Raw genomic sequence first — 22,260 nt, forward strand, 5'->3', positions numbered from 1 at the left:
GCCGGGCTGCCGCATCTGTACCGGCTGCCGTATCTGCACCCGCTGTCGCTTCTGCACCGGCTGTCGCGTCCGACGTGCACTCCACTGTCAATCATTTACGAAATTGGCGCTAGATATTGCGGACTCCTGTCGCCGGTGGTTGAGTGTGCCGCGCCCCCGCTGCGTGTCAGTTGAGGGTCGTCCACGCTCTTGCCCGAAGGGGACCACCGATGACAAGTGCTTGGTTCCGTCGTACTCGCCGTAGCGGTCGCAGCACCGCGACCGCCCTCGTCTCCGCGTTAGCCCTCACCGCCCTGGCCGCCTGTGGCACGAGCAGCAGCGGCAACAACGACAACGGATCCGGCGGCGGTTCGTCCGACCCGTCAGCGCCGCTGGACCCGAAGACCAAGCTGACCCTCACCATCGACTGCATGCCGCCGGCCGCCAAGGCCGCGGAGCTCAAGGAGTGGAACGAGGACGTCAAGGCGTTCAACAAGACGTACCCGAACATCAGGATCGAGGGTCGTTCGACGCCCGGTCAGTGTCTCGAGCCGCCGCGCTTCACCGCGATGCTGAAGGCCAAGTCCCAACCCGACGTGTTCTACACATACTTCACCGATCTTCAGCAGGTGCTGGACAACGCGGGCGCCGAGGACATCTCCGCGTACGTGAACGCCAAGACCGTCCCCGCGCTGGCGGACATCGACCCCGACGTCATGAACTCCCTCAAGCACGACGGGAAGCTCTACGGCCTCCCCACCAGCAACTACACCATGGGTCTGCTGATCAACCGCAAGCTCTTCGATCAGGCAGGACTCGACCCCGACAACCCGCCGAGGACCTGGGAAGAGGTCCGCGCGGCCGCCAAGAAGATCGCCGGGCTCGGCAAGGGCATCGCCGGCTACGGCGAGTACAGCGCCGGGAACACCGGCGGCTGGCACTTCACGGCCACCATGTACGGCCTCGGCGGCGACATCGTCGACGCGAGCGGCAGGAAGGCCGCCTTCAACAACGAGCTGGGCAAGCAGATCGCCGGGAACCTCCACGCCATGCGCTGGGAGGACGACAGCATGGGCAAGACTCAGCTGCTCAAGTGGGGCGACCTGCAAAAGCAGATCGCCGGCGACAAGCTCGGAATGTTCCTCGCCGCGCCGGACGACATCGCCTACATGGTCCAGCAACTGGGCACCAAGTACGAGAACTTCGGCATGGGGCCGATCCCCGGCGAGCGGAACACCCTCTTCGGCGGCAACAACTACGTGATCAAGAAGGGGATTTCCCCGGACAAGATCAAGGCCGCGGTCGCCTGGCTCACCCACAAGAACCTCACCGTGGGCAAGGGCCAGTTCGACTGGGCCCGTACCAAGGCGGATGGTCTGCCCGTCGGCGTCCCGCAGCCGAACTTCTGGCTGAACGCCAGCAAGACCAAGGACGACGCCGCGCGCGCGGCCAGCGCAACCATGCCGGTCGAGAACTTCAAGGCCTTCGTGGACAACCCCGTCAAGGGCAAGGCCGAGCCGCCCAAGGCCCAGGAGATCTACAAGGTCCTGGACAACGTGATGTCGGCGGTCCTGACCAACGAGAGCGCGGACGTGGCGGAGCTGCTCTCCACCGCGGAGACGCAGGTCAACCAGATCCTGGCGAACCAGTAGCAGATGCCGGCCCCCACGCTCTCCCCGCGCAAGGCCGCACCGCGCCCCCGGCACGGTGCCGGGCTCCGTACGAACGCATCGCGGGAGGCGTTCGTACGGGCCCTGCGCCACAACCTGTCGGCGCACGGCTTTCTGATCGGCGCCGTGCTCTGCTTCTCGTTCTTCTCCTGGTATCCGATGGTCAGGGAGTTCATCCTGGCCTTCCAGAAGACCGAGGGCGGCCGGACCACCTGGGCCGGCTGGTCCAATCTCACCACCGTCTTCAACGACCCCGCGTTCTGGCAGGCCTGGCGCAACACACTGCTCTTCACCGGCCTCGCGCTGCTCCTCGGCTTCGCCGTCCCGTTCGTCGTCGCGCTGGTACTCAACGAATTCAGGCACGCCCAGGGCTACTTGCGGCTGCTGGTCTATCTGCCGGTGATGCTCCCGCCGGTCGCGTCCGTACTGCTCTTCAAGTACCTGTACGACCCCGGATACGGACTCCTCAACCGGATCCTGGAACTGCTGCACCTCCCGCAGCAGCAGTGGCTCCAGGACCCCGACACCGCCATGCTCTCCGTCGTCATCGCCGCGACGTGGATGAACATGGGCGGCGCCACGCTGATCTACCTCGCCGCACTGCAGGGCATACGCGGGGAGCTGTACGAGGCGGCGGAGCTCGACGGCGCGGGCGTGCTGCGCAAGATCTGGTACGTCACCATCCCGCAGACCCGGCTGATCCTCTCGCTGATGCTGCTGATGCAGATCATCGCGACGATGCAGGTCTTCACCGAACCGTTCCTGCTCGCTGGCGGCGCAGGCCCGGAGGGCTCCACGACGACCGTCGTCTACCTCATCTACCAGTACGCCTTCAACTTCAACAACTACGGCGGCGCGGCCGCGCTCGGCCTGGTCCTGCTCGTACTGCTCGCGGGGTTCTCCGCGGCGTACGTACGGCTCAGCCGCGGCGGCGAGGACGAGTAGGGCGGGGGAGACGGACATGAGCAGCACACGGACACTCATCTCACCGGCCCAACTTGCCAGACCACGCGGGAGATTCCTCTACTGGGTCGTCTTCGCCCTGGTCGTCGGCCTCTTCACGCTGGTCTTCCTCGGCCCGCTGTACTGGATGGTCTCCGGCGGACTCAAGACCACCCAGGAGGTCGTCCAGTCACCGCCGACCCTTGTGCCCCGAACGGTCCACCCGGAGAACTACTCGCGGGCCTGGGACGTGATGGACCTGTCCCGGCTGCTGTTCAACACGCTCTACTACGCCCTCGGGGCCCTCGCCTTCCAGCTGGTTCTCGACGTCGCCGCGGCCTACTCGCTCTCCAGGCTGCGACCGGTGTTCGGCAGGGCCATCCTCGCGATGATGATGGTCACGCTGATGATCCCGGCCACCGTCCTGGTCGTGCCGCAGTATCTGACCGTGCTCGACGTGCCGATCGTGGAGCGCAATCTGCTCAACTCGCCCTGGGTGATCTGGCTTCCGTCCGTCACCAACGCCTTCAACATCTTCCTGCTGAAGCGGTTCTTCGACTCGATCCCGCGCGAGCTCCTCGATGCCGCGTCCATCGACGGGGCGTCCCGGATGCGGACGCTGTGGTCCGTCGTGCTGCCGATCTCCCGGCCGATCCTGGGCGTCGTCTCCATCTTCGCGGTCGTCGGCGTCTGGAAGGACTTCCTCTGGCCGATGCTCACCCTGCCCGATCCGGCCAAGCAGACACTCAACGTCGGCATCTACTCCCTCGCGAACGGCGTGCCCGAGAACGTACTGATCGCCGCGCTCGCCATCGCGTCCGTGCCGACGCTGCTGATCTTCCTTGTCTTCCAGCGCAACATCATGAGCGGTCTTACCGCGGGCGGCCTCAAGGGCTGACGCCTCAAGGGCCGGCCCCCGAGGACTGGTCTGCGCAAGTGCCGCCCGACGGCCCGTCGCACCGCTCATCCCTCACGCCTCCGTCGCCGGCCCGACTCCGGCGCCCCGCTGTCCGGGCCGGGCGACGGAGTCCCACCCTGCCCGAAAGGACCGCACGTGGCAGCTCCTCATTCGGATCAAGCGGAAGACTGGTGGCGCAGCGCCGCCATCTACCAGGTGTACGTACGGAGCTTCGCCGACGGCGACGGTGACGGCACGGGTGATCTCGCGGGCGTACGGGCGAGGTTGCGGCACCTCGCCGAACTCGGCATCGACGCGATCTGGTTCAACCCGTGGTACCTCTCCCCGATGGCGGACGGCGGCTACGACGTGGCCGACTACCGCGCCATCGACCCGGCCTTCGGCACCCTCGCCGAGGCCGAGAAGCTCATCAGCGAGGCCCGCGAGCTGGGGATCCGCACCATCGTCGACATCGTGCCCAACCATGTCTCCGACCGGCACGCGTGGTTCCGGTCGGCGCTCGCCGCCGGGCCGGGCAGCCCCGAGCGCGAGCTGTTCCACTTCCGTCCCGGCCGCGGGGAGCACGGCGAACTGCCGCCCAACAACTGGCCGTCGCAGTTCGCGGGGGAGACATGGACCCGTGTCCCCGACGGCGAGTGGTATCTGCACCTGTTCACACCGGAGCAGCCCGACCTCAACTGGGACCACCCCGTCGTACGCCAGGAGCACGAGGACCTGCTGCGCTTCTGGTTCGAGCGCGGTGCGGCGGGTGTACGGATCGACTCGGCGGCCCTGTGCGCCAAGGACCCGGAGCTGCCGGACGCCGACGAGGACGACACGACCCCCTACGTCGACCGCGATGAGCTGCACGACATCTACCGTGCCTGGCGGGCGGTCGCCGATGAGTACGGCGGCGTGCTCATCGGCGAGTTGTGGGTGCCCGACCCGGACCGGTTCTCCCGCTATCTGCGATCCGACGAGCTGCACACCGCCTTCAACTTCGACTTCCTGGCCCGCCCTTGGAACGCCGCGGAGCTGCACGCCTCCATCGACACCACGCTCGCGTACCACGCACCCGTCGGCGCACCGGCGACCTGGGTGCTGTGCAACCACGATGTGACACGCACGGTCACTCGCTACGGGCGGGACGAGGACACCGGCTTCGACTTCGCGAAGAAGCGCTTCGGCACCCCCACCGACCTGGCCGTCGGCACCAGGCGCGCCAGGGCCGCGGCCCTGCTCTCGCTCGCCCTGCCCGGCAGCGTCTATCTGTTCCAGGGCGAAGAACTGGGGCTGCCCGAGGCGGACATACCGCTCGACCGCATCCAGGACCCGATGCACTTTCGCTCGCAGGGCGTGGACCCCGGACGCGACGGCTGCAGGGTGCCACTGCCGTGGGCCGCGGACGCGCCGTACTGCGGATTCGGCTCGGACACGGAGCCCTGGCTGCCGCAGCCCGGCGACTGGGCGTCGTACGCCGCCGACTGCCAGGCCGCGGATCCCACCTCGATGCTGACGCTCTACCGCCAGGCCCTGCGCATCCGCCGCTCCGAGCCCGGCTTCGGCGACGGACCGCTGCGCTGGCTGCCGTCCGCCCAAGGGGTGCTGGCCTTCACCCGTACCGACGGCTTGATCTGCGTGGTCAATGTCGCCGGGGAACCCGCCGGACTCCCCGGCCACGCAAGCGTCCTGCTGACGAGCGGCCCCCTGGACGATCAAGGCCGGCTGCCGCGGGACACGGCGGCCTGGCTACGGGCCTGACGCCGCCGGAGCGGCCGAAGGCCCGGAGCCGCCGTGCGGACCGGGACGGCCAACACGGGCCTGCCCGCAGCGCGGTTCAGCGAAGTGGAGGTCTGTCGTTCCTGATGCATCGAGTCCTCCGCCCGCTCACGGCAACGGCCTGGGCGGACGGGGGCCGTCGTACTGCCCGCTCGGACGCATCCGCAGCGGGTGCTCGTCGTACTCCTCCAGCGCGTGCGCGATCCAGCCGGCCGTGCGCGCCACGGCGAAGGCCGTCTCGCCTGCCTCGGCCGCCATCCCGGTCGCCACCGAAAGCACCGCGAGCGCCAGGTCGACATTGGCGTGCAGTTCCACATGGCGGGCCGTCGTCGCCTCCACCTCGCGGGCCGCCTCCAGCGCGGCTCGTGCGGCGGGAAGCTCTGCCAGTACGCCGAACAGTGCCTCGGCGCGGGGGTCCTTGCCCGGGTAGAGCCGGTGGCCGAGGCCGGGCACGCGCCGGCCCGCCCGCAGATGGTCCGCCACCACGGCGGCGGCGCTCTTGCGCTCCAGCACCTCGGCCAGCATCCGGTGCGCGAGACCGCTGGCGGCCCCGTGCAGCGGGCCGTCCAGTGCGCCGAGTCCTGCCGACACCACGGCGTACGGATGGGCGCGCGCGGAGGCGGCGACCCGCACCGCGAGCGTCGAGGCGGCCAGATCGTGGTCGATCAACAGGGAGAGCGCCATGTCCAGAACCCGTACGAACGGCTCGTCCGGACGCGCGGAGGTCAGCCGCGACCAGAGCCGCCAGGCGATCCGGTCCTCTCCCCGGTGCGGCCTGCCGATCGTCGGCAGCGCGTCGACCAGGGTGGGGATCAGGGTCCGCGCGCTGCCCAGCACCGCTTCCCGGTCGAGGTCGAAGCGCAGCGGATCCGCGACCGCGGCCGCGACGGCGGCCACCCGGAGCCGGTCCGTCGATCCGCTGTGTGCGGGCAGCGCCTCGACCGCGCGACGGGCTGCGGCGAGCGGCTCGGCGGGGGCGGTGAACCGGACGCCGGGCCGCAGAGTGCCGGTCCAGAGCCAGTCGGCGATCTCCTCGTAGCCGTAGCGGCGGGCGAGTTCGGTCGCGTCGACGCCCCGGAAGTAGTAGCGGTCCTTGTCGATCAGCGTGATGCCGGTGCGGATCCGCTGGGTGACATCGCCGCCTGAAGAGGACTCCCGCCGTCCCCTGCGGACGAGTGCGTCGACCTCCTTGGCGTCGAAGGTGCTGCCGCGTCCCGTGGGATCGCGCCTGCTGGAGAGCTGGCCGCGGCTGACATACGCGTACACCGTCTCGGGTTTCACGCCGAGCCGTGCGGCCGCCTCCTTGGTGGTCAGCCGCTCGCCGTCCGCTGCATGGTCCGTCATGTCGTCACCGTACACACATTGATGCAATCAATATTGACAGTGATCCAGTCAAGCATGGACAGTCGAGTCAAGTTCAGGGAGGAACCATGCAGAGCACCGGGATCACCGCACCCGTCGACGTACCGCGCGGACTCGCGGGCGTCGTCGTCACCGACACCGCGCTGGGTGACGTCAGAGGGCGCGAGGGCTTTTACCACTACCGCCAGTACTCGGCCGTCGAACTCGCCGAGATCCGCGGCTTCGAGGACGTCTGGCATCTGATGTTCTACGGCGAGCTGCCGGACGCGGCGCAGCGTGCGGCCTTCGTGGGGCACACCGCGTCTCTGCGTCATCTGCCCGACGACGTCCGTGCCGCGCTGCCCGCCATAGCCCGCTCGTGCGTGCTGTCCGGGCCGCTCGCCGGACTGCGCACCGCGCTCTCCCTGCTGGGAGCCTCCGCGGGGCTGCGCCCGGTGTACGACCTCGACACCGACCGCCGCCGGGCGGACGCGCTCGCCGCGTGTGCGGCGGTGCCGACGCTGCTCACCGCGCTGTACCGGCTGGGCCAGGGGCTGGAGCCGGTCGAACCGCGTGACGACCTGCCGTACGCCGCCAACTACCTCTACATGCTGACCGGTTCCGAGCCGGAGCCGGCGCGGGCCCGGGCGGTCGAGCAGTACCTCGTGTCCACCGTCGACCACGGCTTCAACGCCTCGACCTTCACGGCCCGGGTGATCACATCCACCGGAGCCGACGTGGCCGCCTGCCTGGTGGGCGCGATCGGCGCGCTCTCGGGCCCGCTGCACGGCGGCGCGCCGAGCCGGGCCCTCGACACTCTCGATGCCATCGGCACGCCCGAGCGCATCGACCCCTGGATCAGGGAACGGGTCCTGGCGGGGGATCGGATCATGGGCTTCGGCCATCCCGTCTACCGGACGGAGGACCCGCGCTCGCGGATGCTGCGGGGGATCGCCGAGAGTTTCGGCGGCCCGCTCGTGGAGTTCGCCGTCGAGGTCGAGCGCCGGGTGGAGACGATCCTCGCGGAACTGAAGCCGGGCCGTGAGCTGCACACCAATGTGGAGTTCTACGCCGGGGTGGTCATGGAACTGTGCGGGCTGCCGCGTGAGATGTTCACGCCGACCTTCTGCGCGGCCAGGGTCGTCGGCTGGAGCGCCAATATCCTGGAGCAGGCGGCAGACTCGAAGATCATCCGCCCGGCGGCCCGCTATGTCGGACCGCCGCCGCCCCAGCCGGTACCGACCGCGTCCTGACCCGTGCTGCAGCCCGGCACCGCTTGGTGGTGCCGGGTTGTGTGCGGTCCTGACGTACGGGGTCAGGCGTCAGGCGCGCAGACTGCGACCGCACGCCGGCCTACGAGCGGATCGTGGTGGTGAGCGCTGTCGCCCTGCCGCCGAGCGGCTCTGATCGGTGAAGGGCGAGAAGTGGAGGCGAGGATGAACCGGTCGCCGTCCCAAGGAGGGCCCGGCGGGCGGCAGTAGCCATCGTGCACCTGAGCGCCTGGCGCGAAGATTTCGGCCGATGGGAGGGGCGGCGGCGCAACATTTGTCGCCCCCCGCCCCGGGAGTGTCTGAATGTCGGGTCGACTACGATCCTGCCGCGTGGCAAGAAAACCGATACCCGTCATCGTCCTCGCGGGCTTCCTGGGATCCGGCAAGACGACCTTGCTCAACCATCTGCTGCGCGCGAGTCGCGGGACCCGGATCGGTGTGATCGTCAATGACTTCGGGTCCATCGAGATCGACGCCATGACCGTGGCCGGTCAGCTGGGCGACTCCACGGTGTCCCTCGGGAACGGGTGTCTGTGTTGCGCCGTCGACGCGAGCGAGCTGGACGTCTTCCTCGACAAGCTCACCCGGCCCGCCGCTCGCCTTGATGTGATCGTCATCGAGGCCAGCGGACTCGCCGAGCCGCAGGAACTCGTTCGTATGCTTCTGGCCAGTGACAACGAGCGCATTGTGTACGGCGGACTCGTCCAGGTCGTCGACGCGGCCGAGTTCGACGCGACACGGGAGCGGCACCCCGAGATCGACCGGCAGCTCGGCATCGCCGATCTGATCGTGCTGAACAAGGCGGACCGTATCGGTGAGGCCGCCGGTCAGCTGTTGCGCGAGAGGATCACTGCGCTCGCCGGGGGAGCCGCCGTGATGCCGGCGACGTACGGGCGGATCGACCCCGAGCTGCTCTTCGAGTGCCGTCCGCGGACCGAGCGGGTGGGGCAGCTGTCGTTCGAGGATCTCCGCGACGACGACCACGACGACGATCACGATGACGAGGATCATGACGGCCATCTGCATGCCGCCTATGAGACCGTGTCCTTCAGCTCGGCCGGTCCCCTCCACCCCCGCAGGCTGCTGGACTTTCTCGACTCACGGCCCGACGGTCTCTACCGCATCAAGGGATTTGTCGACTTCGGCGCGGCCGACCCACACAACCGGTACGCCATTCACGCCGTCGGCCGGTTTCTCCGGTTCCACCCCGAGCCTTGGCCGGACGGCGCGGAGCGGGTGACGCAGCTGGTCCTGATCGGCTCCGGCATCGACACCGGAGCCCTGCTCAAGGAACTCGATGCCGCCCGCACGGCCGGGCCGCAGGACGCCCCCGATGAGCACAGCATGTGGGGCGTCCTGCGGTTCGTACAGGAAGAAGAGGCTGCGCCCTAGCTCGCCGGGCCCGCCAGCACCGCCACCGACGACGTCAGGGGAGTGCCCGAACCGTCGCGGCGCGGGTCGGTCTCCGGCAGCTCGGCCGGTGCGCCGTTCTTCTGCGCCGCCCGCGCCGGAGCCGCGCCCGCCCAGGCCAGTACGAGCACGTCCTCGCCCTTGAGGAACCGCTGACAGCGCACCCCGCCGGTGGCCCTCCCCTTGCGTGGGTACTGGTCGAAGGGCGTCAGCTTCGCCGTCAGTTCCGAGTCGTCCAGCGTGCCGTGCGAGCCGGCGACCGTGAACACCACCGCGTCCCCGGCCGGGTCAACCGCCGTGAACGAGATCACCTCGGCGCCGTCCGCAAGCTTGACGCCGGCCATGCCGCCCGCCCCACGGCCCTGCGGTCGTACCTGCGAGGCCGGGTAGCGCAGCAGCTGCGCGTCGGATGTGATGAAGACCAGGTCCTCCTCGCCCGTACGCAGCTCCGCTCCGCCTACGACCCGGTCGCCGTCCCTGAGGGCGATGACCTCCAACTCGTCCTTGTTGGCGGGGTAGTCGGGCACGACACGCTTGACGACACCCTGCAGGGTGCCGAGCGCCAGGCCCGGCGAGGACTCGTCGAGCGTGGTGAGGCAGACGACCCGCTCGTCCGCCTCCAGTGACAGGAACTCCGAGACCGGCGCCCCGCCTGAGAGGTTGGGCGCCGAAGCGGTGTCCGGCAGCTGCGGCAGATCGATCACCGAGATTCGCAGCAGCCGCCCGGCCGACGTCACCACGCCCACGTCGCCGCGCTGCGTCGCGGGCACTGCGGAGACGATCACATCGTGCTTGGCACGCCTGGCGCCCTCCTCCACCGGCGGCTCGCCCGTGGCCGTACGGGCCAGCAGACCCGTCGAGGACATCAGCACCCGGCACGGGTCGTCCGCGACCTCGAGCGACGCCGCGGCGACCGGCGTGCTCGCCGACTCCAGCAGTACGGTGCGCCGCTCGGTGCCGAACTTCTTCGCCACGGCCGCCAGTTCGCCCGAGACCAGCTTGCGCAGCTCGGCGTCCGAGTCCAGGATCCCGGTCAGCTCGTCGATCTCGCCGTTCAGCCGGTCGCGCTCGCTCTCCAGCTCTATGCGGTCGAACTTGGTCAGCCGGCGCAGCGGGGTGTCCAGGATGTACTGGGTCTGGATGTTGCTCAGCGAGAAGTGCTCGATCAGCCGCTCCTTCGCCTGCGCGGAGTTCTCACTGGACCGGATGAGGCGGATGACCTCGTCGATGTCGATGAGCGCGACGAGCAGGCCCTCGACGAGATGCAGCCTGTCGCGCCGCTTGGTCCGCCGGAACTCGCTGCGCCGGCGCACTACCTCGAAGCGGTGGTCGAGGTAGACCTCGAGCAGTTCCTTGAGCCCCAGCGTGAGCGGCTGCCCGTCCACCAGCGCCACATTGTTGATGCCGAAGGTCTCCTCCATCGGCGTCAGCTTGTAGAGCTGCTCGAGCACGGCCTCCGGAATGAAGCCGTTCTTGACTTCGATGACCAGTCGCAGACCGTGCGAGCGGTCGGTGAGGTCCTTGACGTCCGCGATGCCCTGGAGCTTCTTCGACGAGACCAGGTCCTTGATCTTGGCGATCACCTTCTCCGGGCCGACGGTGAAGGGCAGTTCGGTGACGACCAGGCCCTTGCGGCGCGCCGTGACGTCCTCCACGGAGACCGTCGCGCGGATCTTGAAGGTGCCGCGCCCCGCTTCGTACGCATCCTTGATGCCGGTCAGGCCCACGATCCGGCCGCCGGTCGGCAGGTCGGGCCCGGGGACGAAGCGCATCAGCGTCTCGAGGTCCGCGCCCGGGTGCTTGATCAGATGGCGGGCGGCGGCGATGACCTCGCCGAGATTGTGCGGCGGCATGTTCGTCGCCATGCCGACCGCGATCCCGGACGCGCCGTTGACCAGCAGATTCGGGTAGGCGGCGGGGAGAACGACGGGCTCGCGCTCCTGGCCGTCGTAGTTCGACCGGAAGTCGACCGTGTCCTCGTCGATCGACTCGGTCATCAGTGACGTCGCGTCGGCCATCCGGCACTCGGTGTAGCGCATGGCGGCCGGCGGGTCGTCATTGCCGAGCGAGCCGAAGTTGCCGTGTCCGTCGACCAGCGGCAGGCGCATCGAGAACGGCTGCGCCATCCGAACCAGGGCGTCGTAGATCGACGCGTCGCCGTGCGGGTGCAATTTACCCATGACCTCGCCGACGACACGGGCGCACTTCACATAGCCCCGGTCGGGGCGCAGGCCCATCTCGTTCATTTGGTACACGATCCGGCGGTGCACCGGCTTCATGCCGTCACGTGCGTCCGGCAGGGCCCGGGAGTAGATCACCGAGTACGCGTACTCGAGGAAGGAGCCCTGCATTTCGTCCACCACGTCGATGTCGAGGATCCGCTCCTCGAAATCGTCCGGCGGCGGTGTCTTCGTGCTGCGGCGGGCCATCGCGGCTGCTGCTCCTTCGCGTACCAGATCTGGAACTGACGCCGACCATTGTGGACCGTCCCACTGACAACGCCGACCGCGACCCGGGAACTTCGCCAGCTGTCAGCGCGCTTGCATACAGTGGCAGGACTTCTCCATATCGCGATCGAAGGGACGTACATGCCCATGGGTCACACGGCCACAGCGCAGGCCGGTTCCGGCGGCCTGACAGCGACTGAGCACCGGCTGGCCAACGGCCTGCGCGTGGTGCTCTCCGAGGACCACCTGACCCCGGTCGCCGCTGTCTGCCTCTGGTACGACGTCGGCTCACGCCACGAGGTCAAGGGCCGTACCGGCCTCGCCCACCTCTTCGAGCACCTGATGTTCCAGGGCTCGGGCCAGGTGACGGGGAACGGACACTTCGAGCTGGTGCAGGGCGCCGGTGGCTCGCTGAACGGCACCACCAGCTTCGAGCGCACCAACTACTTCGAGACGATGCCCACACACCAGCTGGAGCTGGCGCTCTGGCTGGAAGCCGACCGGATGGGCTCGCTGCTCGCCGCGCTCGACGACGAGTCGATGGAAAATCAGCGCGACGTCGTCAAGAACGAGCGCCGCCAGCGGTACGACAACGTTCCGTACGGCACGGCCTTCGAGAAGCTGACTGCCCTCGCCTACCCCGAGGGCCACCCGTACCACCACACGCCGATCGGCTCGATGGCCGACCTGGACGCCGCGACCCTCGAGGACGCCCGCGCCTTCTTCCGTACCTACTACGCGCCGAACAACGCCGTGCTGTCGGTCGTCGGCGACATCGACCCGAAGCAGACGCTCGCCTGGATCGAGAAGTACTTCGGCTCCATCCCCGCCCACGACGGCAAGCAGCCGCCGCGGGACGGCTCCCTCCCGGAGATCATCGGCGAGCAGCTGCGCGAGGAGATCGTCGAGGAGGTCCCGGCGCGTGCGCTGATGGCCGCCTACCGGCTGCCGCACGACGGCACGCGCGAGTGCGACGCCGCCGATCTGGCGCTGACCGTCCTCGGCGGCGGCGAGTCGTCCCGGCTGCACAACCGTCTGGTGCGCCGGGACCAGACGGCTGTCGCGGCCGGTTTCGGCCTGTTGCGGCTGGCCGGCGCGCCCTCGCTCGGCTGGCTGGACGTGAAGACGTCCGGCGGCGTGGAGGTCCCGCAGATCGAGGCCGCGGTCGACGAGGAGCTCGCGCGGTTCGCCGCCGAGGGCCCCACGCCCGAGGAGATGGAGCGCGCACAGGCCCAGTTGGAGCGCGAGTGGCTGGACCGGCTGGGTACGGTCGCGGGCCGCGCCGACGAACTGTGCCGGTACGCGGTGCTGTTCGGTGATCCGCAGCTGGCGCTGACCGCCGTGCAGCGGGTGCTGGCCGTCACCGCCGAGGAGGTACAGGAGGCCTCCAAGGCCCGGCTGCGTCCCGACAACAGGGCAGTTCTGGTCTACGAGCCCATCTCGGCCGACGACGGCGAGGGCGACGACAGCGACGACAGCGACGAGACCAACCAGCACGAGGGGACCGACCAGTGAGCGACGCTGCCGTGACCATGCAGTTCCACCCGCAGCCGACGGCCGGAGAAGCCCGGCCCTGGGCGTTCCCCGCCCCCGAGCGAGGCACGCTGGACAACGGGCTCACGGTGCTGCGCTGCCACCGTCCCGGCCAGCAGGTGGTGGCCGTCGAGATCAGCCTCGACGCGCCGCTGGACGCCGAGCCGGAGGGCCTCGACGGCGTCGCCACGATCATGGCGCGCGCCCTGTCGGAGGGCACCGACAAGCGCTCCGCGGAGGAGTTCGCGGCCGAGTTGGAGCGCTGTGGAGCGACGCTCGACTCGCACGCCGACCACCCCGGCGTCCGCGTCTCCCTGGAGGTCCCGGTCTCCCGGCTGCCCAAGGCGCTCGGCCTGCTCGCCGAGGCGCTGCGCGCACCCGCCTTCGCCGACAACGAGGTGGAGCGGCTCGTACGCAACCGTCTCGACGAGATCCCGCACGAGACGGCCAATCCGGCCCGCCGTGCCGCCAAGGAGCTCTCCAGGCAGCTCTTCCCGGCCTCCCTGCGCATGTCGCGCCCCCGCCAGGGCACGGAGGAGACTGTCGCGCGGATCAACTCCGGGGCTGTGCGGGGCTTCTTCGAGGCGCATGTGCGGCCCGCCACGGCCACCGCGGTGATCGTCGGCGACCTCACCGGGGTCGACCTGGACGCCGTACTGGCCGACACGCTCGGCGCCTGGAAGGGCGACAGCGCCGCTCCCCGTCCCGTACCGCCGATCACGGCCGACGACACGGGCCGCGTGGTCATCGTGGACCGTCCGGGCGCCGTGCAGACACAGCTGCTGATCGGCCGCATCGGGCCGGACCGGCACGACCGTGTCTGGCCGGCGCAGGTGCTCGGCGCGTACTGCCTGGGCGGCACCCTCACCTCCCGCCTGGACCGCGTCCTGCGCGAGGAGAAGGGCTACACCTACGGCGTACGGGCCTTCGGCCAGGTACTGCGGTCGGCCCCTGACGGGTCCGGCGCCGCGATGCTCGCCATCAGTGGCTCGGTGGACACCCCCAACACCGGACCGGCGCTGGAGGACCTCTGGAAGGTGCTGGGCACGCTCGCGGCCGAGGGGCTCACCGACGCCGAGCGGGATGTCGCGGTGCAGAACCTGGTGGGCGTCGCCCCGCTGAAGTTCGAGACGGCGGCGTCCGTCGCGGGCACGCTCGCCGACCAGGTCGAGCAGTCCCTCCCGGACGACTACCAGGCGCAGTTGTACCTGCGGCTGGCCGAGACCGGCACCGTTGAGGCGACGGCCGCGGCCGTCAACGGCTTCCCGGTGGACCGGCTTGTCACTGTGCTCGTCGGCGACGCCTCGCAGATCGAGGAGCCGGTCAGGGCCCTGGGCATCGGTGAAGTGACCGTTGTCACGGGCTGATTGACCCCAAGTCGATCGATCGCACCTGGCAAACAACATAAAACAGACAAGCGGAACCCCGGCCTCGAATGCGATGCCGGGGTTCCGGCTTATGCCCGGTTTGTTGGAGAGGCTGCCTGTCTGACCTGTGGGATGCACTACAAAAGGGCCTGGCCGTTTGGTGAATGAAAGATGACACGCCTAGCGTCGGTCCGGCTGTCCGCCAGTAGCCCGCCGCGCCCGCGGCGACGGACAGTCATCGCCGAGTCCCCGTATGGCGCGAGCCTGGGGAGCCGGGGACCCAATCAGTCCCTGGGGTGAATCGGACGCCTACGCACCCGTGCGGAGGAGCCCGTAGGAGACCTTCCTGCTCCGAACCCGTCAGCTAACCCGGTAGGCGAGAAGGAAGGAAAGGACCAGCCACTTCATGGCGTTCACCCGTGCCACCGGGAAGCACCGTGCCCCGAGCCGCCTGACGCGCAAGAGCGCGAGCATGGCCGGCGTCGCGGCCCTTGCCACCACCGGCGTCATCGGAACCCTCGCTTCCCCGGCGCTCGCAGCCGAGACCGGTGCCGCCACGGTCGAGGACACCGGCCTGACCCAGATCGTGGCCGCCGACTCGCTCGCCGACCAGATCGCCGACCAGGCCGCCGCCCAGAAGCGGGAGGCCGCCGAGGCCGCCGCCAAGGCGAAGGCCGAGGCCGAGGCCAAGCGCAAGGCCGAGGCCCGCGCCAAGGAGGCCCGCGAGGCCAAGGAGCGCGCCGCTCGCGAGGCCGAGCGCAAGCGCCTGAACTCCTTCCGGCTCCCCATCGCCGGCTCGTACGTCACCACCGGCTACAAGGCCGGCGGCTCGCTCTGGTCCTCCGGCAGCCACTCCGGCGTCGACTTCCATGCCGCGTCCGGCACTTCGGTTGTGGCCGTCGGCGCGGGCACCGTCGTCGAGGCCGGCTGGGGCGGCTCCTACGGCAACAACATCGTGATCAAGATGAACGACGGCTCGTACACGCAGTACGGACACCTCTCGTCCATCGGCGTCTCGGTCGGCCAGCGGGTCACCCCGGGCAAGCAGATAGGCCTCTCCGGCTCGACCGGCAACACCACCGGGGCGCACCTCCACTTCGAGGCCCGCACCAGCCCCGAGTACGGCTCCGACATCAACCCGGTCGCGTACCTGCGTGCGCACGGCGTCGGCGTCTGAACGACACCTGAGCGAACGAAGGCCCCGGCCGCCGCCGGGGCCTTCGGCGTTGGGCCTCTCCGATCGGCTCTCTGGCCAAAAGATATCCATGGATTTCCAGTGGCCATCGGAAAATCCGGCCGATTGCAATAGAGTCACCGAACAGGCGTCAATCGGCTGCGTTTCGCGCGGATTAAAGCGGAGGTTCGGTCATGCGCATTCCCGCGCACTCGGTATGCACGGCGATCCGCGACGACATCGTCTCCGGTGTATTCGAGCGCGGTGGCAGGCTCACCGAGGAGCAGTTGGCCCGCCGCTACGGCGTCTCCCGGGTCCCCGTCCGCGAGGCCCTGCGCACCCTGGAGTCCGAGGGCTTCGTCACCACCCGCCGCCACGCCGGCGCCTGCGTCGCCGAGCCCACCGAGCAGGAGGCGGCCGACCTGCTGGAGGTCCGAATGCTGCTGGAGCCGCTGGGCGCGGCCCGGGCCGCGCGGCGCCGTACGGAAGCGCACCTCAAAGTCCTGCGCGGTCTGGTCAGACTGGGGCAGGAGCGGGCCCGCCGCGGCCAGGGCGAGGATCTGCGCTCACTGGGCGGCTGGTTCCACGAGACGCTCGCCCAGGCCTCCGGCAGCCCTGGCCTGACCGCCCTGCTCACCCAGTTGCGGCACAAGATCGCCTGGATGTACGCCGTTGACCAGCCGGCCAAGCCCGTCGAGTCCTGGGCCGAGCACGGCGCGATCGTGGATGCCGTGGCGCGCGGCGATGTGGAACGGGCGCGGGCGCTGACCGCACTGCACGCCGAGCGGGCCACGACCGCGTACCGGCTGCGCCGTCCCGAGCGGGTGAGGACTTCGCAACAAGCCGTAAACACCGCGAGCGTCCGCAATTAACAGCCGCACCGTATACAAAGAGAAGATATTCGCGGGGCGGATTTTATGCTGCCCGAATTCATGGTGCCCGTGTCACGAAAACCGGACCGCAAAAAAGCGGAGCCGCGGCATCCTGAATTCGGGATGCCGCGGCTCCGCTGTCGAGCAATTCGGCTGCCGGACTCAGACTGTCGGGGTCGGACTGCCGGGGTCGGACGGTCTTGCTCAGGCGGTCTTGCTCAGACGGTCTCGGGAAGCTCTTCGAGCCCCTCGGAGACCAGCTTGGCCAGACGGTCCAGGGCGGCGTCGGCGCCCTCCGCGTCGGAGACGAGCACGATCTCCTCGCCGCCCTGGGCGCCCAGGCCGAGCACCGCGAGCATGGAAGCGGCATTGACCGGGTTGCCGTCGGCCTTGGCGATCGTCACCGGGACGCCGGCGGCCGTGGCGGCACGGACGAAGATGGAAGCGGGTCGGGCGTGAAGGCCCTCGGCCCAGCCGACATTGACGCGGCGCTCAGCCATGGTGTTGCCCTTCAGGTCTTAGCGGTTGTCTAGACCAGTCTCTCATGTGTTACAGCATGATCGCACCGGCCCTCGGCCCGCGAGCGGCCGCCGACCGGCTTCCCCAGACTGCCCGCGGCCAACGGCCGCCGCGACCGGTGGGTGAGCCGTACGCTTTCTCCCATGCAGACCGAGCCGGACCACGCCTACCCCGATCACTGGGAAGCAGACGTGGTGCTGCGCGACGGCGGCACCGCACGCATCAGGCCCATCACCACACAGGATGCCGAACGCCTGGTCAGCTTCTACGAGCAGGTCTCGGACGAATCGAAGTACTACCGTTTCTTCGCACCCTATCCACGGCTCTCCGCCAGGGACGTCCACCGCTTCACCCACCACGACTACGTGGACCGGGTGGGTCTCGCGGCCACGGTCGGCGGCGAGTTCATCGCGACTGTCCGCTATGACCGGATCAACGGTGAGGGCCGCCCCGCGAGCGCCCCCGCCGACGAGGCCGAGGTCGCCTTCCTCGTGCAGGACGCCCACCAAGGGCGCGGCGTCGCGTCCGCGCTGCTCGAACACATCGCGGCTGTCGCCCGTGAGCGGGGGATCCGGCGCTTCGCCGCCGAGGTGCTGCCGGCCAACAACAAGATGATCAAGGTGTTCCGGGATGCCGGCTACACCCAGAAACGCAGCTTCGAGGACGGCTCCGTCCATCTGACCCTCGACCTGGAACCGACCGCCGAGTCCGTCGCCGTGCAGCGCGGCCGCGAGCAGCGCGCGGAGGCCCGCTCCGTGCAGCGCCTCCTCGCGCCCGGGTCGGTCGCCGTCATCGGCACCGGCCGCGCGCCGGGCGGTGTGGGACGCACCGTGCTGCGCAACCTCCTCCACGCCGGGTACACCGGTCGTACGTACGCGGTGAACCGCGCCTACCCCGAGGGGCAGCCGGAGGTGGACGGCGTCCCCGCGTTCCGCTCCGTCGGCGAGATCGGGGAGCCGGTCGACCTCGCGGTCGTGGCCGTTCCCGCCGAGCGGGTGCCGGAGGTGGTCGCCGACTGCGGCGAACACGGCGTCCAGGGGCTGGTCGTCCTCACCGCCGGGTACGCCGAGAGCGGCGCGGCCGGGCGGGAGCGGCAGCGCGAACTGGTGCGGCAGGCCCGCTCGTACGGCATGCGCATCATCGGCCCGAACTCCTTCGGCATCATCAGCACGTCGGACGCCGTCCGCCTCAACGCCTCCCTCGCGCCCGAGTCCCCGGCGCCCGGCCGCATCGGGCTGTTCACCCAGTCCGGCGCGATCGGCATCGCCCTGCTGTCGGGCCTGCACCGCCGCGGCGCGGGCCTGTCCTCCTTCATCTCCTCGGGCAACCGCGCGGACGTGTCCGGCAACGACTTTCTGCAGTACTGGTACGAGGACCCGGACACGGATGTCGTCCTGCTGTACCTCGAATCGATCGGCAACCCGCGCAAGTTCACCCGCCTCGCGCGGCGTACGGCGGCGGTGAAGCCGGTCGTCGTGGTCAAGGGCGCCCGCCACAGCGGGAGCGAGCCGCCCGGGCACGCGGTGCCGGTGACCCGGATCCCGGACGCCACGGTCGGGGCGCTGCTGCGCCAGGCAGGCGTGATCCGCGTCGACACCGTCACCGAACTCGTCGACGCGGGCCTGCTGCTTGCGGGCCAGCCGCTGCCGGCCGGGCCGCGGGTGGGGATCCTCGGCAACTCCGAGTCCCTCGGCCTCCTCACCTACGACGCCTGCCTCGCGGAGGGCCTGCGCCCGCTGCCGCCGCGCGACCTCACGACGAGGGCCACCCCGGCGGACTTCCGGGCGGCGCTCGCCGAAGCGCTGACCGGCGATGCGTGCGACGCCGTCGTGGTGACGGCGATCCCGTGGGTGGGCGAGAACGGCGTCACGGAATCGGGTGACGGCGAGGTCCTGGCGGCGGCCCTGCGCGACGCGGCGGCGGCGTCCCCGGCGAAGCCGGTGGCGGTGGTGCACGTGGAAATCGGCGGCCTGGCGGAAGCGCTGGCGGCTGCCACGAGCACGCGTACGGGCGCGGCGCCGGCATCGAGCACGGGTACGTCTCCGGCGGGAGCAACGGGTACGGCTCCGGCATCGACCACGGGCGCGGTGCCGGCATCGAGCACGGGCCCGGCTCCGGCATCGAGCACGGGAGCGGCGTCGGCATCGGCCGCGAGCCCGGCTCCGGCCCCGGCCACACCCCCCGCAGCGGCCACCCGCCCCCAGACAGGCATCACCCCGGCGGCCGACGACCCGGACCCTGGCACCGGCCGCGAAGCGCCGCAAGCTGGCACCCGGGCTGCCCCCCGCCGCTCCCCGGGGCAGAGCGCGTCCGACGCTGTGCGCTATGGAGCCCCGGCCCCCGCGATCGCCCCGCACGACTACCGCATCCCCGCCTACCCCGCCGCCGAGCGCGCCGTCCGCGCGCTCTCCGAGGCGGTGAAGTACGCCCAGTGGCGCCGACAAGCCGCCGAGCCCGGCAAGGTCCCCCAGTACGAGGACATCGACGAGCCCGGCGCCGCCGGCCAGATCGACGCGCTCCTCGGCGAGCACGCCGACCCCCGCGGCATCACCCTCGCCCCCGCCCCCGCCCACGAGCTCCTTCGCCGCTACGGCATCTCCGTACGGCCGACCCTCCCCGCCCCCGGCCCCGACGCCGCCGTGCGAGCCGCCGCCCGCCTCGGCTATCCCGTCGCCCTCAAGACCACCGCCCCGCACCTGCGCCACCGCGCCGACCTCGGCGGCGTACGGCTCGATCTGGCCGATGAGATCCAACTGCGGCAGGCATACGGTGAGTTGACCGAAGCTCTGGGCAAGCCCGAGGAGCTGCAGCCCGTCGTGCAGGCGATGGTCCCCCGCGGCGTCGACACCGTCGTGCGCGCCGCCATCGATCCCGCTGTTGGCGCCGTGCTCTCCTTCGGACTCGCCGGTGCCCCCTCCGAGCTGCTCGGTGACACCGCCCATCGGCTCGTCCCCGCCACCGACCGCGACGCGGCCGAGCTGATCAGGACCATCCGGACCGCGCCCCTCCTCTTCGGCTGGCGCGGCTCCGCGCCCGTCGACGCTCCGGCACTCGAAGAGCTGCTGCTACGAGTGTCACGACTGGTCGACGACCACCCGGAAGTCGTCGCGGTCAGCCTCGAACCGGTCGTCGTCGCTCAGCGCGGCCTCTCCGTGCTCGGCGCGTCCGTCCGCCTCGCGCCACCCCTCGCCCGCACCGACCTCGGCCCCCGGCGACTCCCCAGCTACTGAGCGCTCACCGCCCCCGCGGCCCCGTAGGATGGACCGCATGGCGAAGACCGGTATGACGACCCAGGGGCTGCGCGCGGCGATCGAGCGCAGCGGCTACTACCCGGCTCTCGTGGCCGAGGCGGTGGAGGCCGCTGTCGGTGGCGAGCAGATCGCGTCGTACCTGGTGCACCAGGAGACCACTTTCGACGCGAACGAAGTGCGCCGCCATGTCACCGTCCTCGTCCTGACCGCCAACCGCTTCATCGTCAGCCACACCGACGAGCAGGCCGCCGACTCGTCCTCCCCGGCGCCGTACGCCACCACCTCCACCGAATCGGTGAAGCTCGGCCGGATCTCGTCCGTCGTGGTCAGCCGCGTCGTCGCCAACCCCGAGTCGTACACCCCCGGCACGCTGCCCCGCGAGGTCGTCCTCACCATCGGGTGGGGCGCCGTCTCCCGCCTCGACCTGGAGCCCGCCGCCTGCGGCGACCCCAACTGCGAGGCGGACCACGGCTACACCGGCAATTCCACCGCCGACGACCTGAGCCTGCGCGTCAGCGAGGCCGGCGACGGCGCGGACGCCGTCCGCCAGACGCTCGCCTTCGCCCAGGCGCTCTCCGAAGCCACGGCAGCCACGCGCTGATGGCCCAGCCCGCAGCCTGGCCGGACGAACCCGTCCCGCTCGCTCTCGACACCGCGCCCGTCCCCGACTACGGCACCGGATCGCTCGCCGATCTGCTGCCGACGCTCGCCGCGGGTCAGGGGGTGCCGGGCCTGGTCCAGAGCATCCCCGAGCTCACCCCCGCCGACCGGAACTGCGTGTTCCTGATCGACGGCCTGGGCTGGGAGCAGATCAAGGCCCACCCGGACGAGGCCCCCTACCTCACCTCCCTGCTCGCCACCTCGCGCGGCGGCACGGGACGGCCGATAACCGCCGGATTCCCCGCCACCACCGCCACTTCGCTGGCCTCCGTCGGCACCGGCCTGCCACCCGGCGCGCACGGCCTGCCCGGCTACACCGCGCGCAACCCCGAGACCGGCGAGCTGATGAATCAGCTGCGCTGGAAGCCGTACACCGACCCAAGGACCTGGCAGCCGTACCCCACCGTCTTCCAGCTGGCCGACGCGGCAGGCGTGCACACGGCGCAGGTGTCATCGCCGACCTTCGAGCACACCCCGCTCACCAAGGTCGCGCTCAGCGGCGGCAGCTTCCTGGGCCGGCTCTCCGGCGAGGAGCGCATGGACCTCGCGGCTGACCGACTCGCAGCGGGGGACCGGTCGTTGGTCTACACGTACTACAGCGAAGTGGACGGCAAGGGCCACCGATTCGGCGTGGACTCCGATGCCTGGCGCGGCCAGCTGATGTACGTCGACCGGCTCGTCCAGCGTCTCGCAGAGCAGCTCCCGCCCCGCGCGGCCCTGTATGTCACCGCCGACCACGGCATGATCGACATCCCCTTCGACGAGCAGTCGCGCATCGACTTCGACGAGGACTGGGAGCTGCGCGCGGGAGTCGCGCTGCTGGGCGGCGAGGGCCGGGCCCGCCATGTCTACGCCGTTCCCGGCGCCGAGTCCGATGTGCTCGCGGTCTGGCGCGAGGTGCTCGGCGAGCAGTTCTGGGTGGCGAGCCGGGACGAGGCGATCGCGGCCGGCTGGTTCGGCGCCAGGGTCGACAAGCGGGTGTACGGGCGCATCGGCGATGTCGTCGCCGCGGCCCACGACGACGTGGTGATCACCGCATCCGTCAACGAGCCGCACGAGTCGGCGATGGTGGGGATGCACGGCTCGATGACCCCCGTCGAACAGCTCGTCCCGCTCTTCGAAGTACGCTCTTAAGCGCCCGTGGTGG

16 protein-coding genes and 1 riboswitch are annotated in these 22,260 nt (G+C 70.3%); of the genes, 13 read left to right on the forward strand and 3 right to left on the reverse strand.

Features of this window, described 5'->3' with window-relative positions; all coding sequences use genetic code 11:
• The first annotated feature begins 209 nt into the window (after nucleotides 1-209).
• From J7E87_RS05730 to J7E87_RS05745, 4 genes are all read left to right on the forward strand, one after another.
• Nucleotides 210-1,631, forward strand: a complete 1,422-nt coding sequence (locus J7E87_RS05730; RefSeq protein ID WP_215090591.1) for an extracellular solute-binding protein — start codon at nucleotides 210-212, stop codon at nucleotides 1,629-1,631.
• 3 nt (nucleotides 1,632-1,634) lie between these two features.
• Nucleotides 1,635-2,594 carry a carbohydrate ABC transporter permease gene (locus J7E87_RS05735; RefSeq protein WP_215090593.1) on the forward strand — a complete coding sequence of 320 codons (960 nt, stop codon included), beginning with the start codon at nucleotides 1,635-1,637 and terminating at the stop codon, nucleotides 2,592-2,594.
• A gap of 16 nt (nucleotides 2,595-2,610) precedes the next feature.
• The gene (locus tag J7E87_RS05740; RefSeq protein ID WP_215090595.1) at nucleotides 2,611-3,489 is read left to right on the forward strand and encodes a carbohydrate ABC transporter permease; all 879 of its coding nucleotides are present in this window, start codon (nucleotides 2,611-2,613) and stop codon (nucleotides 3,487-3,489) included.
• A gap of 156 nt (nucleotides 3,490-3,645) precedes the next feature.
• A complete protein-coding gene (locus J7E87_RS05745; protein WP_215090597.1) occupies nucleotides 3,646-5,250 on the forward strand; it encodes an alpha-amylase family glycosyl hydrolase in 1,605 nt (534 codons plus the stop codon).
• A 126-nt stretch (nucleotides 5,251-5,376) separates the two neighbouring features.
• Here the strand turns inward: J7E87_RS05745 and J7E87_RS05750 are convergent, their stop codons facing one another.
• On the reverse strand, nucleotides 5,377-6,612 hold the full coding sequence (locus tag J7E87_RS05750; RefSeq protein ID WP_215090599.1) for a citrate/2-methylcitrate synthase: 1,236 nt from the start codon (nucleotides 6,610-6,612) through the stop codon (nucleotides 5,377-5,379).
• Nucleotides 6,613-6,698: 86 nt separating this feature from the next.
• Here J7E87_RS05750 and J7E87_RS05755 point away from each other — a divergent pair, with 86 nt between their 5' ends.
• Together J7E87_RS05755 and J7E87_RS05760 are read left to right on the forward strand one after the other, a co-directional pair.
• The gene (locus J7E87_RS05755) at nucleotides 6,699-7,862 is read left to right on the forward strand and encodes a citrate synthase/methylcitrate synthase (protein ID WP_215090601.1); all 1,164 of its coding nucleotides are present in this window, start codon (nucleotides 6,699-6,701) and stop codon (nucleotides 7,860-7,862) included.
• Nucleotides 7,863-8,210: 348 nt separating this feature from the next.
• Complete coding sequence (locus tag J7E87_RS05760; protein ID WP_308312862.1) at nucleotides 8,211-9,272, forward strand: GTP-binding protein; 1,062 nt, start codon at nucleotides 8,211-8,213, stop codon at nucleotides 9,270-9,272.
• Here J7E87_RS05760 and J7E87_RS05765 read toward each other — a convergent pair.
• Nucleotides 9,269-11,719, reverse strand: coding sequence for a DNA topoisomerase (ATP-hydrolyzing) subunit A (locus J7E87_RS05765; RefSeq protein ID WP_215090605.1), 2,451 nt, complete (start codon nucleotides 11,717-11,719; stop codon nucleotides 9,269-9,271). The genes J7E87_RS05760 and J7E87_RS05765 overlap by 4 nt on opposite strands.
• 159 nt (nucleotides 11,720-11,878) lie before the next feature.
• Between J7E87_RS05765 and J7E87_RS05770 the strand changes: the two genes are divergently transcribed.
• The 4 genes from J7E87_RS05770 to J7E87_RS05785 all read left to right on the forward strand — a co-directional run bounded on the left by J7E87_RS05770 (nucleotide 11,879) and on the right by J7E87_RS05785 (nucleotide 16,683).
• Complete coding sequence (locus J7E87_RS05770; RefSeq protein ID WP_215091247.1) at nucleotides 11,879-13,252, forward strand: pitrilysin family protein; 1,374 nt, start codon at nucleotides 11,879-11,881, stop codon at nucleotides 13,250-13,252.
• Entirely contained in the window at nucleotides 13,249-14,637 is a 1,389-nt protein-coding gene (locus J7E87_RS05775; protein WP_215090607.1) for a pitrilysin family protein, read from the forward strand. The genes J7E87_RS05770 and J7E87_RS05775 overlap by 4 nt, the downstream gene beginning before the upstream one ends.
• Nucleotides 14,638-14,866: 229 nt before the next feature.
• A riboswitch (cyclic di-AMP (ydaO/yuaA leader) is annotated at nucleotides 14,867-15,031 on the forward strand.
• 12 nt (nucleotides 15,032-15,043) lie between these two features.
• The gene (locus J7E87_RS05780; RefSeq protein WP_215090609.1) at nucleotides 15,044-15,814 is read left to right on the forward strand and encodes a M23 family metallopeptidase; all 771 of its coding nucleotides are present in this window, start codon (nucleotides 15,044-15,046) and stop codon (nucleotides 15,812-15,814) included.
• A 191-nt stretch (nucleotides 15,815-16,005) separates the two neighbouring features.
• Nucleotides 16,006-16,683: a GntR family transcriptional regulator gene (locus J7E87_RS05785; RefSeq protein ID WP_215090612.1), complete on the forward strand. Its 678-nt coding sequence runs from the start codon at nucleotides 16,006-16,008 to the stop codon at nucleotides 16,681-16,683.
• Nucleotides 16,684-16,901: 218 nt separating this feature from the next.
• On the opposite strand, the gene J7E87_RS05790 is transcribed toward J7E87_RS05785, so the two are convergent.
• Nucleotides 16,902-17,183 carry an HPr family phosphocarrier protein gene (locus J7E87_RS05790; protein ID WP_215090614.1) on the reverse strand — a complete coding sequence of 94 codons (282 nt, stop codon included), beginning with the start codon at nucleotides 17,181-17,183 and terminating at the stop codon, nucleotides 16,902-16,904.
• A gap of 162 nt (nucleotides 17,184-17,345) precedes the next feature.
• Here J7E87_RS05790 and J7E87_RS05795 point away from each other — a divergent pair, with 162 nt between their 5' ends.
• Genes J7E87_RS05795 through J7E87_RS05805 form a run of 3 tightly spaced genes read left to right on the forward strand, consistent with a single transcriptional unit; the run spans nucleotide 17,346 to nucleotide 22,247 of the window.
• Nucleotides 17,346-20,432, forward strand: coding sequence for a GNAT family N-acetyltransferase (locus tag J7E87_RS05795; protein WP_215090616.1), 3,087 nt, complete (start codon nucleotides 17,346-17,348; stop codon nucleotides 20,430-20,432).
• A 37-nt stretch (nucleotides 20,433-20,469) separates the two neighbouring features.
• Nucleotides 20,470-21,054 (forward strand): DUF5998 family protein, encoded by a 585-nt coding sequence (locus J7E87_RS05800; RefSeq protein ID WP_215090617.1) that lies wholly within the window; start codon nucleotides 20,470-20,472, stop codon nucleotides 21,052-21,054.
• The gene (locus J7E87_RS05805) at nucleotides 21,054-22,247 is read left to right on the forward strand and encodes an alkaline phosphatase family protein (protein WP_215090619.1); all 1,194 of its coding nucleotides are present in this window, start codon (nucleotides 21,054-21,056) and stop codon (nucleotides 22,245-22,247) included. Before J7E87_RS05800 ends, J7E87_RS05805 begins: the two co-directional genes overlap by 1 nt.
• The last annotated feature ends 13 nt before the right edge of the window (nucleotides 22,248-22,260 follow it).

This window comes from Streptomyces sp. ISL-1 (genome assembly GCF_018614585.1).
GTDB classification, from domain to species: Bacteria; Actinomycetota; Actinomycetes; order Streptomycetales; family Streptomycetaceae; genus Streptomyces; species Streptomyces maoxianensis.

What these genes read in the sequence shown, in the direction of transcription:
- J7E87_RS05755 (WP_215090601.1), top strand. Translation starts at nt 6,699, where the DNA reads ATGCAGAGCACCGGGATCACCGCACCCGTCGACGTACCGCGCGGACTC.
- J7E87_RS05790 (WP_215090614.1), bottom strand. Translation starts at nt 17,183, where the DNA reads ATGGCTGAGCGCCGCGTCAATGTCGGCTGGGCCGAGGGCCTTCACGCC.
- J7E87_RS05730 (WP_215090591.1), top strand. Translation starts at nt 210, where the DNA reads ATGACAAGTGCTTGGTTCCGTCGTACTCGCCGTAGCGGTCGCAGCACC.
- J7E87_RS05740 (WP_215090595.1), top strand. Translation starts at nt 2,611, where the DNA reads ATGAGCAGCACACGGACACTCATCTCACCGGCCCAACTTGCCAGACCA.
- J7E87_RS05750 (WP_215090599.1), bottom strand. Translation starts at nt 6,612, where the DNA reads ATGACGGACCATGCAGCGGACGGCGAGCGGCTGACCACCAAGGAGGCG.
- J7E87_RS05770 (WP_215091247.1), top strand. Translation starts at nt 11,879, where the DNA reads ATGCCCATGGGTCACACGGCCACAGCGCAGGCCGGTTCCGGCGGCCTG.
- J7E87_RS05805 (WP_215090619.1), top strand. Translation starts at nt 21,054, where the DNA reads ATGGCCCAGCCCGCAGCCTGGCCGGACGAACCCGTCCCGCTCGCTCTC.
- J7E87_RS05735 (WP_215090593.1), top strand. Translation starts at nt 1,635, where the DNA reads ATGCCGGCCCCCACGCTCTCCCCGCGCAAGGCCGCACCGCGCCCCCGG.
- J7E87_RS05765 (WP_215090605.1), bottom strand. Translation starts at nt 11,719, where the DNA reads ATGGCCCGCCGCAGCACGAAGACACCGCCGCCGGACGATTTCGAGGAG.
- J7E87_RS05800 (WP_215090617.1), top strand. Translation starts at nt 20,470, where the DNA reads ATGGCGAAGACCGGTATGACGACCCAGGGGCTGCGCGCGGCGATCGAG.
- J7E87_RS05795 (WP_215090616.1), top strand. Translation starts at nt 17,346, where the DNA reads ATGCAGACCGAGCCGGACCACGCCTACCCCGATCACTGGGAAGCAGAC.
- J7E87_RS05785 (WP_215090612.1), top strand. Translation starts at nt 16,006, where the DNA reads ATGCGCATTCCCGCGCACTCGGTATGCACGGCGATCCGCGACGACATC.
- J7E87_RS05780 (WP_215090609.1), top strand. Translation starts at nt 15,044, where the DNA reads ATGGCGTTCACCCGTGCCACCGGGAAGCACCGTGCCCCGAGCCGCCTG.